The 15,187-nt window shown below is 65.4% G+C and carries 17 protein-coding genes; 5 read left to right on the top strand and 12 right to left on the bottom strand.

Annotated elements, in window-relative coordinates:
• The first annotated feature begins 338 nt into the window (after nucleotides 1-338).
• A complete protein-coding gene (locus GGD66_RS13035) occupies nucleotides 339-1,631 on the top strand; it encodes an adenylosuccinate synthase (RefSeq protein ID WP_018318369.1) in 1,293 nt (430 codons plus the stop codon).
• A gap of 37 nt (nucleotides 1,632-1,668) precedes the next feature.
• On the top strand, nucleotides 1,669-3,270 hold the full coding sequence (locus GGD66_RS13030) for a hypothetical protein (protein ID WP_018318370.1): 1,602 nt from the start codon (nucleotides 1,669-1,671) through the stop codon (nucleotides 3,268-3,270).
• Between the two features lie 319 nt (nucleotides 3,271-3,589).
• Here the strand turns inward: GGD66_RS13030 and GGD66_RS13025 are convergent, their stop codons facing one another.
• The 3 genes from GGD66_RS13025 to GGD66_RS13015 form a co-directional block, all read right to left on the bottom strand.
• Nucleotides 3,590-3,877, bottom strand: a complete 288-nt coding sequence (locus GGD66_RS13025) for a hypothetical protein (RefSeq protein ID WP_183257981.1) — start codon at nucleotides 3,875-3,877, stop codon at nucleotides 3,590-3,592.
• A gap of 259 nt (nucleotides 3,878-4,136) precedes the next feature.
• Nucleotides 4,137-4,367, bottom strand: a complete 231-nt coding sequence (locus tag GGD66_RS13020) for a hypothetical protein (protein ID WP_026202008.1) — start codon at nucleotides 4,365-4,367, stop codon at nucleotides 4,137-4,139.
• Between the two features lie 34 nt (nucleotides 4,368-4,401).
• Nucleotides 4,402-4,644 (bottom strand): hypothetical protein, encoded by a 243-nt coding sequence (locus GGD66_RS13015; protein WP_183257980.1) that lies wholly within the window; start codon nucleotides 4,642-4,644, stop codon nucleotides 4,402-4,404.
• A 144-nt stretch (nucleotides 4,645-4,788) separates the two neighbouring features.
• Here GGD66_RS13015 and GGD66_RS13010 point away from each other — a divergent pair, with 144 nt between their 5' ends.
• Nucleotides 4,789-5,214 carry a DUF5413 family protein gene (locus GGD66_RS13010; RefSeq protein ID WP_092260424.1) on the top strand — a complete coding sequence of 142 codons (426 nt, stop codon included), beginning with the start codon at nucleotides 4,789-4,791 and terminating at the stop codon, nucleotides 5,212-5,214.
• Nucleotides 5,215-5,275: 61 nt separating this feature from the next.
• A complete protein-coding gene (locus tag GGD66_RS13005) occupies nucleotides 5,276-5,830 on the top strand; it encodes a DUF4112 domain-containing protein (RefSeq protein WP_092260426.1) in 555 nt (184 codons plus the stop codon).
• A 115-nt stretch (nucleotides 5,831-5,945) separates the two neighbouring features.
• Here GGD66_RS13005 and GGD66_RS13000 read toward each other — a convergent pair whose 3' ends face one another.
• From GGD66_RS13000 to msrA, 4 genes are all read right to left on the bottom strand, one after another.
• Nucleotides 5,946-6,239, bottom strand: coding sequence for a hypothetical protein (locus GGD66_RS13000; protein WP_018318374.1), 294 nt, complete (start codon nucleotides 6,237-6,239; stop codon nucleotides 5,946-5,948).
• Between the two features lie 213 nt (nucleotides 6,240-6,452).
• Complete coding sequence (locus tag GGD66_RS12995) at nucleotides 6,453-6,617, bottom strand: DUF3309 family protein (RefSeq protein ID WP_183257979.1); 165 nt, start codon at nucleotides 6,615-6,617, stop codon at nucleotides 6,453-6,455.
• Between the two features lie 107 nt (nucleotides 6,618-6,724).
• Nucleotides 6,725-7,144 (bottom strand): peptide-methionine (R)-S-oxide reductase MsrB, encoded by a 420-nt coding sequence (gene msrB / locus GGD66_RS12990; RefSeq protein ID WP_092260430.1) that lies wholly within the window; start codon nucleotides 7,142-7,144, stop codon nucleotides 6,725-6,727.
• A gap of 30 nt (nucleotides 7,145-7,174) precedes the next feature.
• Nucleotides 7,175-7,891: a peptide-methionine (S)-S-oxide reductase MsrA gene (gene msrA, locus GGD66_RS12985; protein WP_018318377.1), complete on the bottom strand. Its 717-nt coding sequence runs from the start codon at nucleotides 7,889-7,891 to the stop codon at nucleotides 7,175-7,177.
• A 257-nt stretch (nucleotides 7,892-8,148) separates the two neighbouring features.
• Between msrA and GGD66_RS12980 the strand changes: the two genes are divergently transcribed.
• On the top strand, nucleotides 8,149-9,831 hold the full coding sequence (locus tag GGD66_RS12980) for a caspase family protein (protein ID WP_183257978.1): 1,683 nt from the start codon (nucleotides 8,149-8,151) through the stop codon (nucleotides 9,829-9,831).
• Nucleotides 9,832-9,995: 164 nt separating this feature from the next.
• Here GGD66_RS12980 and GGD66_RS12975 read toward each other — a convergent pair whose 3' ends face one another.
• From GGD66_RS12975 to GGD66_RS12955, 5 genes are all read right to left on the bottom strand, one after another.
• Nucleotides 9,996-11,111: an ATP-dependent RecD-like DNA helicase gene (locus tag GGD66_RS12975; protein ID WP_026202009.1), complete on the bottom strand. Its 1,116-nt coding sequence runs from the start codon at nucleotides 11,109-11,111 to the stop codon at nucleotides 9,996-9,998.
• A gap of 101 nt (nucleotides 11,112-11,212) precedes the next feature.
• Nucleotides 11,213-11,866: a NapC/NirT family cytochrome c gene (locus GGD66_RS12970; RefSeq protein ID WP_018318380.1), complete on the bottom strand. Its 654-nt coding sequence runs from the start codon at nucleotides 11,864-11,866 to the stop codon at nucleotides 11,213-11,215.
• The gene (locus tag GGD66_RS12965; RefSeq protein ID WP_026202010.1) at nucleotides 11,863-12,333 is read right to left on the bottom strand and encodes a nitrate reductase cytochrome c-type subunit; all 471 of its coding nucleotides are present in this window, start codon (nucleotides 12,331-12,333) and stop codon (nucleotides 11,863-11,865) included. Before GGD66_RS12965 ends, GGD66_RS12970 begins: the two co-directional genes overlap by 4 nt.
• Nucleotides 12,330-14,843, bottom strand: a complete 2,514-nt coding sequence (gene napA / locus GGD66_RS12960) for a nitrate reductase catalytic subunit NapA (protein WP_183257977.1) — start codon at nucleotides 14,841-14,843, stop codon at nucleotides 12,330-12,332. The genes GGD66_RS12965 and napA overlap by 4 nt, the downstream gene beginning before the upstream one ends.
• 16 nt (nucleotides 14,844-14,859) lie before the next feature.
• Nucleotides 14,860-15,174 carry a chaperone NapD gene (locus GGD66_RS12955; RefSeq protein ID WP_026202011.1) on the bottom strand — a complete coding sequence of 105 codons (315 nt, stop codon included), beginning with the start codon at nucleotides 15,172-15,174 and terminating at the stop codon, nucleotides 14,860-14,862.
• Nucleotides 15,175-15,187 lie beyond the last annotated feature (13 nt).

Genomic DNA, 15,187 nt, shown 5'->3' with positions numbered 1-15,187 from the left:
CACGGAAATCGGGGCTGCATCAACGGGGGGCGGACGCATCGCGACCATGCAGCGGCGGATTGCGCCTCTCACGCTTTGGTCGAAGCCCCGCGCGCCGCCGCGAAGGTTTCTGGATTTTCCGGGGATATCAAAGGCTTGGAGTAGCCTCGAAGCCCTGAAAATGCCCCGTTCTTGCTTGCCTAGAGAGGCTGCTTCCTTTATCCGGTTGGGCTGCCTCGGTGCGAACGGCCTCTGGCCGGGAATTGGGCTGGGCGCAGGCGTGATTCCGGAAAAGTGGGTACCAATTTTCCGTTCGGATCATGCCACCTACAGAGAAATCTTCGAAGGATTACCCGCGAATGGCCAATGTTGTCGTCGTCGGCGCCCAGTGGGGCGACGAAGGAAAGGGCAAGATCGTCGACTGGTTGTCGGAGCAGGCGGACATCGTCGTCCGCTTCCAGGGCGGTCATAACGCCGGCCACACGCTGGTGATCAACGGCAAGACCTACAAGCTCGCGCTGCTGCCCTCGGGCGTGCTGCGCGAGCAGAAGCTGTCGGTGATCGGCAACGGCGTGGTGTTCGATCCCGCCGCCTTCCTCGACGAGGTCTCCAAGCTGCGGGCGCAGGGCGTTGCGGTCTCGCCGGAGAACCTGCGTATCGCCGAGAACGTCACGCTGATCCTGCCGCTGCACCGCGAGCTCGATGCGCACCGCGAATCGGCCAGCGCCGCGACCGCGATCGGCACCACCCGCCGCGGCATCGGCCCGGCCTATGAGGACAAGGTCGGCCGCCGCGCCATCCGCCTGATGGACCTCGCCGACCTCGACACGCTCCCGCACAAGATCGACCGGCTGCTTGCCCACCACAACGCGCTGCGCCGCGGCCTCGGCCTGCCCGAATTCGACGGCAAGGTGATCTTGAAGGAGTTGAGCGCGCTGGCGCCGGAGCTGCTGCCCTACGCCGAGACGGTGTGGCGGCTGCTCGACATCAAGCGGCGCGAAGGCAAGCGCATGCTGTTCGAAGGCGCGCAGGGCGCGCTGCTCGACGTCGACCATGGCACCTATCCCTACGTCACCTCGTCCAACACGGTGGCGGCGCAGGCCGCGACCGGCGCCGGCCTCGGACCGGGCGCGGTCGGCTATGTGCTCGGCCTGTGCAAGGCCTACACCACCCGCGTCGGCCAGGGCCCGTTCCCGACCGAGCAGGACAACGAGACCGGCCGCCGGATCGGCGAGCGCGGCCGCGAGTTCGGCACCAACACCGGCCGTCCGCGCCGCTGCGGCTGGTTCGACGCCGTGCTGGTCCGCCAGGCGGTCCGGACCTGCGGCATCAACGGCCTGGCGCTGACCAAGCTCGACATCCTCGACGGCTTCGACACGATCGAGGTCTGCACCGGCTACAAGCTCGACGGCAAGGAGATCGACCACTTCCCGGCCGGCGAGGGTGCCCAGGCCCGGGTCGAGCCGATCTACGAGACCATCGAGGGCTGGAAGGAGCCGACCGCCAATGCGCGGTCCTGGGCCGACCTGCCGGCCCAGGCCATCAAATATGTCCGGCGGATCGAGGAATTGGTGGGGTGCCCGGTTGCGCTGCTTTCCACCAGCCCCGAACGCGAAGATACTATCCTGGTGCAAAATCCGTTTGAGGCTTAACGATATCTTACCGGGACGCGCGTATAGTTGAGTTGAAATGGCTGATTACTATCCGCTGATCGCCCGCGCTATTGCCGCCCTGGACCCGAACGCTCCCGGCGAAAGCCGTCGCGCGCTCTATGAGCGGGCGCGCACGGCGTTGATCGCACAGCTACGCAGCGTGCAGCCGCCGCTCTCCGAATCCGAGATCACCCGCGAAAGGTTGTCGCTGGAGGAGGCGGTCCGCAAGGTCGAATCGGAGGCTGCCCAGCGCGCCCGCGAGGCCTCGCGCCCCGGTGGCGGCGCCCGCGGTGGCAGCAGCGGCGACGCCTTTCGCCGCGCCAGCACCCGAGCCGCCGAAGGCAGCCCGGCTGCGCCGGCCCCGCCGCGGACGCGTCCGGCCCCGCCGCCGCCGCGCGCCGACCGTCCATCCATCAATGTCGATGACCAAGGCGAGGCCCCGCGTCCGCCGCGCGCGCCCCGTTTCGACGCCCCGCGCCAACCGGGACCGTCCGCCCCGCCACCGATGCCGGAGCCGGCGGCCGGACGCGATCGCGCCGGTGCGCGTCGTCCTCCCGATGTCGGACCTCCGCCGCCGCTGCCGCCGGCACCGGGCGTGCGCGGCTTCCGCGACATCACCGCCGACGCCAACGATCTCGGCGGCGCTGCCGCGCAGGCCAGCCGCGCCGCGCGCCGCACCTATGCCAACGTGCCCTCGCCCTCGCCGGAATTCGACCGGCTCGAGCCGAGCCTGGAAAACCGCGCCGGCGAGCAGGACGCGCCTTATTCCTACGACGAGTCGGTCGAGGAGGCCGAGCGCTACGCGCCGCAGCCGCCGTCGCCGCGTCCGCGCATCGCGCCCGAGCGCGACGCCAAGAAACGCGCCCGCACGCGCTCCACCTTCCCGTTCAAGAGTGCGATCGCCGTCGGCATCGTGCTGATCCTGGTCGGCGCCGGCATCCTCTGGGGCAAGCAGCTGGTCCAGATCGCGACCAATTTGCTGAAGTCCTCGCCGACCCAGGTGGTGGAGGCGCCGAAGGATCCGTCCCAGCCGCAGAGCAAGCCGAAGATTCCCGATCGCGTCGGCCAGCCCTCGGCCAGCGACCAGCCGGTCGCGCCGGTGGCGCAGAAGGTCGTGCTCTATGACGAGGATCCGTCCGATCCGAAGGGCAAGCAATATGTCGGCTCGGTGGTGTGGCGGCTCGAGCCGATCAAGGCGTCCGGCAACCAGAAGGCCGACGTCGCCGTGCGCGCCGACATCGAGATCCCCGACCGCAAGTTCAAGATGACGATGTCGTTCCGCCGCAACACCGATTCCTCGCTGCCGGCGAGCCACACGGCGGAGCTGACCTTCATCCTGCCGCCGGATTTTCCGGGCGGCAGCGTCTCCAACGTGCCGGGCATCCTGATGAAGTCGAACGAGCAGGCGCGCGGCACGCCGCTCGCCGGCCTCGCGGTCAAGGTCACCGACGGCTTCTTCCTGGTCGGCCTGTCCAATGTCGACGCCGACCGGTCCCGCAACGTCCAGCTCCTGAAGGAGCGCTCGTGGTTCGACGTGCCGCTGGTCTATGCCAACCAGCGCCGCGCAATCATCGCCATCGAGAAGGGCGCCCCCGGTGAGCGCGCCTTCAACGACGCCTTCGCCCAGTGGGGCGATTAGGGGCTCAAGCTGCGACTGAGTCGATGCGAGCCGAGGGGATACCTCCCCCGCTTGCGGAAGGGCTATCGCGTTTGAGAGCTTTTCCCTGCAGCCATCCTTCGAGACGCCCGCTTAGGCGGGCTCCTCAGGATGAGGGCGGAGTGTGAGGCAGCAGTTTCAAGGGCACTGACGCCAATTAGCCTCATCCTGAGGAGGCGCGTAAGCGCCATCTCGAAGGACGAGGCGCGCGCGCCGGCCGCCGCCAAGAGTCACATGCGAGAACCTTGTCCGGCGGGAAGAGGCGGACCGAGCCTCAACGATCCAGCCGAACTCGACCCGACTACTGCGCCGCCGCTTCCCGCTTGCGCGAGGCGACCGCTTCGCGGTCCATCACGGCGCGGCAGCCGGGGCTGACCTGGGCCTTGTTCCGCACCATGCAGGCCCTGACCCTGGGAATGTCGGGGATCTCACTGGAGCACAGACGCATCGCGTCACCCGTGCACATCTGCTGCGCTTCGGATGAGAAGGCGAGGCCGGGTGAAGTCTGGAGTGCGATGGCCGTGGTTGCGACGGCGAAGAGCGAAGCGGTGGTCTTAAGCAGCGAAGCGATGGTTTGATAGCGTGTCATGCAGAATGCGTCCCCGAGTTCCGTGGGCTTGAGCCACTTGGTTTTTGGGGCGCCGCACGTGGCTTGATCTGCCGCATGTCACAGCCTTCACGTCGGGAACTTTGGTCCCGCATGTGGTCGCTCGATTTCTTGAAGTTCGAATCGAAAGGTGCTGCGCCGCCCGAGCGAAGTATGCGCCATTGTCACGCGGCTGCAATGGCAGGCGCAAAGGAATTTGCAATTGTTGCGTGGACGTCACGCACAAAGCTTGCGCGCGCGATCAGATCATCCGATCGAAGGATGCGCTCGCTTGTTCCACGTCGCTCGCGCCGAGCGCGGCGGCGTGTTCCTCGACGGCGGTGACGCCTTTGGCGGTCAGCTCGAACAGATCGCCGTCCTTCATCACGTAGCCGTCGGCGATGAGCTCGCCGATCTTGCCGTGGCGGTCGTCGGCGAAGGCAACGGACTGGCTGATGTCCCGCAGGATCGAGAGCTGTTCGTCGCGCAACATGGCTTCACTCTCCGTTCGCTGGGGATGGTCGGTCTCACATGCCGTGGCTCTGAAACACCTTGCTGCAAGAGCGCGACAGCTTGGCCCGGTTGGCCTGCAGGCAACCCTGCACGGCGCCGTCATTGCCGAGGTCCTTGCGACAGAAGCGCGAGGCGTCGCGTGAGCACGCCTGCTGTTCCTGCGGCGAGCCCATGTGGCCTTGCGCAAGAGCGGGTGCGTTCGACAGGCCACTCAGGGCTGCCAGCGTGATCGTCGCCAGGAGAAATTTGTGGGCCATCGGCGGCTCCAATCTGACAGGGATAATTCAGGTCCTGTCTGAACTCGTCGCCTTGCCACTTGTTCCCTCAATGGCCGAGCCCGCCCCGCTATTCAAGGTTCCCGCGGCGCTGCTATAAACGTCGGCGAAGTGAAAGGGTGTTTGATGAAACGCTATCTGGTGTTTGCCCTGGTTGGCCCGTTCGTCGGCGGGTTCCTGCTGTTGCTGACGACGACCTATCAGTCCGGCTATTGGGCCCAGACCAGTCTCGGCGAGGTCGGCAAGCTGTTCGCGGTGTTCTTCAAGACCCTGCAGTACAGCTACCTGTTCGGCTTCCTGCCCTCGCTGATGATCGGCGCGGTCGATGACATCCTGACCCATGTCAGGCGGATCGGTCCGGGCTTGCGGATGCTCCTGGTCGGTCTGTTCGCCTTCGTGCTGGCCTCGCTCACCTACAGCTCGCGCGGGCCGGATTCGGGTGCGGTGCAGTTCATCCTGTATGGCCTCGTCGGGTTCGTGCCGGCGGTGATTTCGTCCTGGCTCGTACATAAATACATCAAGGAGCCGCAAGCAGTGGCGGCGCCGACCTGAGCGCGCGACGTTCGGGCGCGGCGCAGCAACCTCTGCCGCCCCAGCGCGTTCCCTGAAGGCCATGACCATGTCCGACGACGATATCCTTGCTCCACGCAGATCCCGTACGGGGAGCTCGCGCGCGACCGCTTCCGGCCCGGAGGCACGCGGGCCGATCATCGACCAGGATGGTCGGGAAATCCGCCCTGAAACGCTGGAGCAGGGCTTTCGCGAGTTCGGTTTCGAGCTGGGCAAGGATCATCCGTTCGCCGGGAGCCCGTTCGGCAATCTGACGCGCGAGCAGCGGATCGCGCGGATCGAGGCGATCGCAAAGCTGCTCGACGTCGCCTTCATCCTGCCCGGCACCAACATACGCTACGGCATCGACGGGTTGATCGGCCTGATCCCCGTCGTCGGCGACATCATCACCACGGCGATCTCGCTGTGGCTGGTGCGCGAGGCCCGGGCGCTGGGGGCGCCCTGGTACATCACCACCCGCATGCTCGGCAATGTCGCGCTCGACGGCGTGGTCGGCCTGGTCCCGTTCGCGGGCGACGCTTTCGACGTCATGTTCCGCGCCAACATGCGCAACGTGCGCCTCTTGCGCCGCTGGCTCGACAAGCAGCCACGGATCTGAGGCTTCCCCTCTTCGCCTCTCCCCGTAAGAACGGGGAGAGGGAGTAGAAACGCAAAAAGCGCGACGGCCTTTTGGCCATCGCGCTTTCTGCGCACATCGTAAGGCTCAGCGAAACTTATGCCGCGTCGGCGGCGTCGGTCTCGGCCGGCGCCGGCTTGGGACGGCGGGGCAACGGGAAGGCTTCGCTCTCATAGAGCGAGCGGATGCCGTTCTGGTCGAAACGCGCTTCCTCGACCTGGAGATAGGCGCCGTTCAGCGAATCCGTCGGCAATTGCTCCATCGCGAACTGCACGGCTTCGGCCGCGGTGCCGAACCGGCGATAGGTGAAGCCTGCGCGCTTCTTCTTGCGGATCGCGGCGGGGAAGAGTTCGGCAGACGTGTTGAAGTTGAACGGACGCAGTGGACGCATGGTCAAAGACCTCGTGATCTCTCTGGGGCTTTAAGCGCGTGGGGTTTGGGAGGGCAGGGGCCGCAATCGAGCGGGCCCGCCGCACATGCCATTTTCGCCCACTAATATAGGCCGTTTTGACAAAAATGCGACCCCTGCGATGGGAGATGATGAATCCGCGCATGGCAGCTCCGCGGATGAAATTAACTGAATTACTTCAATGACTTATATGGCTTAAAATTTGCCAAGAAGCAGCAGGACGACGAGCACGACCAAGACGACGCCTCCGATGCCCATGCCGGAATGGCCCATGCCATAGCCGTAGCCGCCGACGCGGCCGGACAGGCCGCCGAGCAGATAGATGATCACCAGGATGATCAGGACGGTCCCGACTGACATGGCATCCTCCCCTGGCGGCCGCCAAATGCGATGATCGGCCGCACCGCCAGACAAGAAAAGCACATCGCGCGGCCGGGTTCCATGAAGGAACCCGACCGCGGGCAACGTTATTTGGGCTCCAGCTTCAGCGCGGCCGAGTTGATGCAGTAGCGCAGGCCGGTCGGCCCGGGGCCGTCGGGGAAGACGTGGCCGAGATGGCCGCTGCATTTGGAGCAGAGCACCTCGGTGCGGATCATGCCGTGGCTGACGTCCCGCTCCTCGTCGACATGGCTCTCGACGGCCGGCTGGGTGAAGCTCGGCCAGCCGCAGCCCGAGTCGAACTTGGCGTCGGATTCGAACAGCACATTGCCGCAGCCGGCGCAGACATAGGTGCCGGCGCGGTGGTCGTGCTCATACTCGCCCGAGAAGGGACGCTCGGTCGCCTTCTCGCGCAGCACCGCGTACTGCATCGGCGACAATTCGCGCCGCCACTGCTCTTCGCTCTTGATGACCTTGTCGTCCGTGGTTTTCATTTTGGTGTCGGGCATGGGTCTCCCGTTCTTGAGATGATCTCGCGATCAGTTGGTGGCCTTGCTGGCGCTCACCAGCGTCGGCTTTTCAATGTAGTTATCCGCGAACAGCTTTTTCAGGTTCTCGACCTTGGGCAGGTCGTTATAGGCGATGTAGGGCTGGTTCGGGTGCAGCGTCAGATAGTCCTGGTGGTAGGCCTCCGCCGGGTAGAACGCCTCCAGCGCGCCGACCTTGGTCACGATCGGCTTGCTGAACACCTTGGCGCCGTTGAGCTGGGCGATATAGGCCTCCACCACTTTCTTCTGCTCGTCCGAGGTGGTGAAGACGGCCGAGCGATATTGCGTGCCGACGTCGGGGCCCTGGCGGTTGAGCTGGGTCGGGTCGTGCGCCACCGAGAAGTAGATCTGGAGGATCTTTCCGTAGGAGATCTTCTTCGGGTCGTACTTGATCTCGACCGCCTCGGCATGGCCGGTCCGGCCGCTCGAGACCGTCTGGTAGTCGGCGGTCGCCTTGGTGCCGCCGGCATAGCCGGAGACCGCGTTGACGACGCCCGCGGTGTGCTGGAAGACGCCTTGGACGCCCCAGAAGCAGCCGCCGGCGATCACGGCGGTCTGGATCCCGCTCGCAGGTGCCGCATCCATGGCCGGGGCGGGGATCACGACCGCGTCCTCCGCGGCCTGAGACGGCGCGGCAAAGGCCAGCGCGAAGGTTAGCGAAAGGGCGGTGGTTGCGGCGAGCAGGGAGGCGAGGGCAGGTCGGCGCATGGCGGATCCTCTTTCGAAAGGTCTGACAGTCTAGGGCGGTCGGGGCCGGACGAACAGTTGCCCGGCTGCGTTTTCGCACCATCCGAGGTACGGACGCGGCCGCCGGTTGTTACGGCGGGACGGACACGAGTCTGTGAAACGAGCCGCGCGGGATAGAAGGGCGCCGGCGGCTTGGCGAGACCGGGAACTCCGCGCTAGATGAACCGGTGCGATCGATGATCGACTTAAGAAGAATCTGGCTGGAGCAGGCCTGACCCATGCTGCGCGTCATTTCCCTGAGCCTCGTCATCCTGACCGCCGGCCTGTTCAGCGCGGCGGCCGACCCGCAGGCCGACGATCTCACCCTCTGCCGCGACCGCCAGGCGGAGGCCCAGGCCCGTGCGAGCGCCTGCGACAATCTGCTGAAGGCCGACAAGCTCACCGGCAAGGACAAGGCCATCGCGCTCTCCGTGCGCGGCAACACGCTGATCAGCAAGCGCGACTACGACCGCGCGATCGAGACCCTGTCCATCGCGATCGATCTCGATCCTGATTACGTCATCGCCCTCAACCTGCGCGGCCTCGCCTATGAGCGCAAGGGCCAGGATGACCTCGCCATGGCGGACTACAACCTCGCCCTCCAGAAGCGCCCCACCTACGGTGTCCCCTACAACAATCGGGGCGTCATCCACGCGCGCCGCGGCGCGTTGCAGAGCGCGCTCGACGATTTCAGCCTGTCGATCAAATACACGCCCAAATTCCTGCTCGGCTGGACCAATCGCGCCCGCGCGCGGACGCTGATGAAGGATTTCGACGGCGCGATCGCCGATTTCGCGGAGGCCGAGAAGATCGACCCGGCCGCGCCGCAGATCGCCAGCAACCGCTGCATCACTTACGGCATGATGGGCAGGTACGCGCAGGCCCTTGCCGACTGCAACGGCCTGATCGAGCGGCAGCCGAAAAACGTGTTCGCGATCAACAACCGCGCCGACGTCAGCATGATGAAGGGCGACCTCGACGCCGCGCTGAAGGATTACAACACGGCCATCCAGATCAATCCGAACAACATCCGCGCGCATTCCGGTCGCGGCCAGATCTACGAGCGGAAGAAAGATCTCGCGCAGGCGCGCGCCGATTACCGCGCGGCCGCGTATTCGCTGACGAAGTTCGACGAGCCCGACGTCGCCCGCGCCCGTGCCGTCGCGCAGGAGCGGCTCGCCGCGCTGATGCTGCAGGCGCCGGCCGGAGCAACCGGGCGCCGCGTGGCGCTGGTGATCGGCAACGGCTCCTACAAGAACGTCCATGCGTTGCCCAATCCGCCGCGCGATTCCAAACTGATCGCGAGCGTGCTGCGCGACGTCGGCTTCCAGAGCGTGATTTCCGTCAATGACCTCACCCGCGACAAGTTCTTTGACGCGCTGAAGGCCTTTGCGGAGGAAGCGGAGAAGGCCGACTGGGCCGTAGTCTATTACGCCGGCCACGGCTTCGAGATCGGCGGGGTGAACTATCTCGTTCCCGTCGACGCCAAGCTCGCCGCCGACAAGGACGCCGAGACCCAGGCGGTCGCCCTCGAGCAGGTGATCGCCGCGGTCGGTGCCGCGCGGAAAATGCGCCTCGTGGTTCTGGATGCCTGCCGCGACAATCCGTTCGCGCCGAGCATGCAGCGCACGCTGTCGCTGAAGCTGGTCGACAAGGGCTTTTCCAACATCGAGCCCGGCGCCGGCTTCATGGTGGTCTACGCCGCCAAGCACGGCGAGACCGCGATGGACGGCGACGGCAGCGCCAACAGCCCGTTTGCCACCGCGCTGGCCCGCGAGATCAAGCAGCCGCGCATCGAGATCCGAAAACTGTTCGACATCATCCGCGACGACGTCTGGGCTGCGACGAAGCACGAGCAGCAGCCATTCACGTATGGGTCACCGCCGGGACGGGAGGATTTTTACTTTGTGGCGGGGAAGTAAGGGGCGCGATTCCGGCGCCCCATTCTCCGTGCCGTAGGGTGGGCAAAGCGACTTGTCCGCCGTAGCTCGAAGAGCGAAGGCGGAAGCGTGCCCACGTGTTTATTTGCTTATGGAGAGAGATCGTGGGCACGGCGCTATGCGCCTTTGCCCACCCTACGGCAGGGTCACACCACGATGCTCAGCCGTTTCGCTGCGCGCGTAATCCCCGTATACAGCCACCGCGCCCGCGAGTCCTGGAACGCAAAGCTCTCGTCGAACAGCACGACGTCGTCCCATTGCGAGCCCTGCGACTTGTGCACGGTGAGCACGTAGCCGTAATCGAACTCGTCATAGGGCTTGCGCTGCTCCCAGGCGATCTGCTCGACGCCGCCCTCGAAGCAATCGGCGCGCACCGAGACCTTGGTCACCTTGTGGCCGAAATCCTCGTCCGGCGACAGCCGCATCGAAAGGATGCGCGATTTCGAGCGCGACGTGTTGCGCGACTTCACGCGCCACAGCCCGCCGTTGAACAGGCCCTTCTTGCGGTTGTTGCGCAGGCATACTAGCTTGTCGCCCGCGACCGGGAAGACGTCCTCGATGTTCTGGCGCTGCCGCACCCGCATGTTGTAGGCGCGCCGCGTGTTGTTGCGGCCGACCAGCACCTGGTCGGCGCCCATGACGCGGTCGGGATCGAGCTCCTTGCGCGACACCACCTCGCTCTCGCCGTAGCGGCCGATGTCGAGCTCGCGTCCCTCGCGCACGTCCATCGACATCCGCACGATCGGATCGTCCTGGGCCTGGCGGTGCACCTCGGTCAGCATCGCGTCGGGCTCGGTGTTGGTGAAGAAGCCGCCGCCCTGGATCGGCGGCAGCTGCGCGGGATCCCCGAGCACGAGCAGTGGGCAGTCGAACGACATCAGGTCGCGGCCCAATTCGGCGTCGACCATCGAGCATTCGTCGATCACGATCAGCTTCGCCTTCGAGGCCGGCGCGTCGTCCCACAATTCGAAGCTCGGCTGCTCCTCGCCGGATTCGCGGGCGCGGTAGATCAGGGAGTGGATGGTGGAGGCGTCGTCGCAACCCTTGTTGCGCATGACGAGGGCGGCCTTGCCGGTGAAGGCCGCGAATTTCACCTCGCCGTCGACGCCTTCGGCGATGTGCCGGGCCAGGGTCGTCTTGCCGGTGCCGGCAAAGCCGAACAGGCGGAAGATCGGCGGCGTGCCATTGCGGCCCGGCCTGGCCTTCAGCCAGTCGCCGACGGCCTTGAGAGCGGCATCCTGATGCGGTGTGAAACTGGCCATATCTGTCTTGAGGAAGGGCGAAACGAGGCGATTCGCCATCCCCCAAAACTAACCATTCGCCCCGCCGGTTCAAGCGGGGCGAAGCCGGTTGCCTTTTGGTCCTACTGCCAGCCGGGAACGCCGCGCATGTCGGGCAGCTGGTGGGCGATGCCCTTGTGGCAGTCGATGCAGGTCTTTTCCTTGGTGAACAGGAAGCGCTGGTGCGCCACCGAGGCCCGCGGCGACTGCTTGGTGATGTCCATGGAATCGGCACTATGGCAGTTGCGGCATTCCAGTGAATCGTTGGCCTTGAAACGCGCCCATTCGTGCGCGGCGAGCTCGAGGCGATGATCCTGGAATTTCTCGCGGGTGTCGATCGTGCCGAAGATCTTGCCCCAGACCTCCTTGGAGGCCTGCATCTTGCGCGCGATCTTGTCGGTCCAGTTGTGCGGGACGTGGCAATCCGGGCAGGTCGCGCGCACGCCGGAGCGGTTGCTGAAGTGGATGGTGGATTTCAGCTCGGCGTAGACGTTGTCCTTCATCTCGTGGCAGCCGGTGCAGAATTTTTCGGTGTTGGTCAATTCCAGCGCGGTGTTGAAGCCGCCCCAGAAGATAACGCCGGCGACGAAGCCCGCGAGCACCAGCGTGCCGAGCGCGAACACCGAGCTCGGCCGGGTCAGCACACGCCAGAGCTCCAGCGCAAAGTCCCAGCTTCGCGCGATGAAGCCGCGCTTGGTTTTCAGCTCTGCATTGGGCTCGTCAGCAGTCGTCGTCATCGGCGGCCACCCGGGCTTGCACGCGAGAGCAGCGTGTCGATGTCGACGAAGTCGTTGCTCACGGGCGGATTGGCGGTGTTCTGCGGCACGTGGCATTCCGTGCAGAAGAAGCGCCGCGGCGAGATCGAGGCCAGGAACTGGCCGTCGCGGTCCATGAAATGCGTGATCGAGACCATCGGCGCCTGCGATTCCGCCGTGCGTGCCCGCGCATGGCAGGACAGGCATTTGTTGCCGTTGAGATCGATCTGATAGCCGTCGATCGTGTGCGGGATGACCGGCGGCTGCTCCGGATAATTGCGCACCTCCTTCTCGGACGTGTTGCGGTTCGGCAGCATCGGCGGCGCCGGGCCCTCGTCATTGAGTGGGGCCGGACCGCGCAGGCCCGAGGTGACGGTCTGTGCGGTCAGCGAGCTCGAGGCCGCGGCGATCGCGAAGGCGAGCAAGGCGATTGCAGATCGTTTCATCATGACAGGCTCACCCGCTCGATGCGCACGGCGCATTTCTTGAAGTCGGTCTGCAGCGAAATCGGATCGGTCGCGTCCAGAGTCACCTTGTTGATCAGCTTGGACTCGTCGAACCACGGCACGAAGACGAGGCCCTTCGGCGGCCGGTCGCGACCGCGCGTTTCGACCCGGGCGCGGATGAAGCCGCGGCGGGAGACCACCTTCACCTCGTCCCCGCGACGGAGCTTGGCATCCGCCGCATCGTCCGGATGCATGAAGCACACGGCTTCGGGGAAGGCCTTGTACAGCTCGGGCACGCGGCGCGTCATGGTGCCGGAATGCCAGTGCTCCAGCACGCGGCCGGTCGAGAGCCAGTAGGGATATTCGTTGTCGGGCGATTCCGCCGGCGGCTCGTAGGGCAGCGCGAAGATGCGCGCCTTGCCGTCGGGATAGCCGTAGAACTGCACGTCGGTGCCCTGCTTGACGTAGGGATCACTGCCCTCGCGGAAACGCCACTTCGTCTCCTGGCCGTTGACGACGGGCCAGCGTAGGCCGCGCTCGCGGTGATAGGTGTCGAACGGCGCGAGGTCATGGCCATGTCCGCGGCCGAACTGGGCGTATTCCTCGAACAGGCCCTTGTGCACATAGAAGCCGAAGGCCTTGGACTCGTCGTTGAGATAGCCCGGCTCGATGTCGGTCACGGGGAATTTGTCGACCTGGCCGTTCTTGTAGAGCACGTCGAACAGCGTCTTGCCGCGAACCTCGGGCTTCTTGGCGATCAGCTCCTCGGGCCAGACCTCCTCGATCTTGAAGCGCTTGGAGAACTCCATGAGCTGCCAGAGATCGGATTTCGACTCGCCGGGCGCGGGGACGAGCTGGTGCCAGAACTGGGTGCGCCGCTCGGCATTGCCGTAGGCGCCTTCCTTCTCCACCCACATCGCGGTCGGCAGGATCAGATCGGCGGCCAGTGCCGTCACCGACGGATAGGCATCCGAGACCACGATGAAATTGTCGGGGTTGCGGAAGCCGGGATAGGTCTCCTCGTTGGCGTTGGGGCCGGCCTGGAGGTTGTTGTTGACCTGCACCCAATAGGCGTTGATCAGGCCGTCCTTCAGCATCCGGCTTTGCAGCACGGCGTGCGCGCCGTTCTTGTCGGGAATGGTGCCTTCGGGCAGCTGCCAGATGTGCTCGGCGTGGTCGCGATGCGCCTTGTTGGTCACGACCATGTCGGCCGGCAGCCGGTGCGAGAAGGTGCCGACCTCGCGCGCGGTGCCGCAGGCCGAGGGCTGGCCGGTCAGCGAGAACGGGCTGTTGCCGGGCGAGGAGATCTTTCCGGTCAGGAGATGGATGTTGTAGACGAGGTTGTTGCACCAGACGCCGCGGGTGTGCTGGTTGAAGCCCATGGTCCAGAACGAGACCACTTTGGTCTTGGGATCGGCGTAGAGCTCGGCGAGCGCCTCCAGCCGGTTCAGCGGCACGCCGGACATCTCGGCTGCCTTTTCCAGCGTGTATTCCGACACGAACTTGACGTACTCGTCATAGCTCATGTCGGTGGAGTCGTTGGCCTTCGCTGCACCCGTTGCCTTTTTCTGAAGCGGATGCTCCGGCCTCAAACCGTAGCCGATATCGGTCTGCCCCCGCCTGAAAATCGTATGCGCGGCGACGAAGTCCTTGTTGACCCGGCCGGTCTTGATGATGTGGTTGGCGATGGCGTTGAGGATGTAGAGGTCGGTCTGCGGCTTGAACACCATGCCGATGTCGGCGAGGTCGAACGAGCGGTGCTCGAAGGTCGAGAGCACGGCGACGCGGACATGCGGCGCGGACAGCCGGCGGTCGGCGAGGCGTGTCCACAGGATGGGGTGCATCTCCGCCATGTTGGAGCCCCACAGCACGAAGGCGTCGGTCGCCTCGATGTCGTCGTAGCAGCCGGGCGGCTCGTCGATGCCGAAAGTGCGCATCATGCCGGCGACGGCGGAAGCCATGCAGTGCCGCGCATTGGGATCGATGTTGTTGGTGCGGAAGCCGGCCTTGAACAGCTTCGAGGCTGCATAGCCTTCCCAGATCGTCCACTGGCCGGAGCCGAACATGGCGACGCCGTTGGGGCCGCGCTTCTTGATCGCCTCCTTCCACTTCACCTCCATGATGTCGAAGGCTTCGGTCCAGGATACGGGCGTGAACTCGCCGTTCTTGTCGTATTTGCCGCCCGTCTTGCGCAGCATCGGCTGGGTCAGCCGGTCATGGCCGTACATGATCTTGGAGAGGAAGTAGCCCTTGACGCAGTTGAGGCCGCGGTTGACCTCGGCCTTGATGTCGCCATGGGTGGCGACGACGCGATTGTCCTTGGTCGCGACCATCACCGAGCAGCCGGTGCCGCAGAAGCGGCAGGCGGCCTTGTCCCATTTCATTTCGCTGTTGTCGCGCTCGGTGATGAGATTGGCGGCGAGCGCCGGAGCCGGCATGCCTGCTGCGGCGGCCGCAATCGCGGCGGCCTCGAGCTTCAGCATCTGGCGGCGGTCGAGCTTTGGCGATGTCATGATGGCTCTTCCTGACTCAGGCGGTTTCGATGGCGTGGAAGACCAGCGCCGCGGAATAGACGTGTTGCAGCGACTGGATGGTGTTGAGCAGGGTGCCGAGGCTGCCGGCATCGGGCGCTTCGGTCACGACGACGAGTTTGCCGCGTGGGTCGCGGCCATGGATCTCGCAGCCGGGCAGGGCGGTGATCTCAGCTTCGAGTTCGGCGAGGCGCTCGGGGCGCGCCTGCACGATGATGCTGGCGATTTCGGCGCCCGGTGGCGGCACGATGCGGTCGGTGCTGAGCACGCGGCCGGTGATCAATGCGCGGCGGTTGAGTGAAGCTTGGGCCATGATGCCGGTCTTT

It is taken from the genome of Bradyrhizobium sp. CIR48, from assembly GCF_014198315.1.
Classification (GTDB): Bacteria; Pseudomonadota; Alphaproteobacteria; order Rhizobiales; family Xanthobacteraceae; genus Bradyrhizobium.
This window is presented reverse-complemented; position numbering and strand designations above follow the sequence as displayed.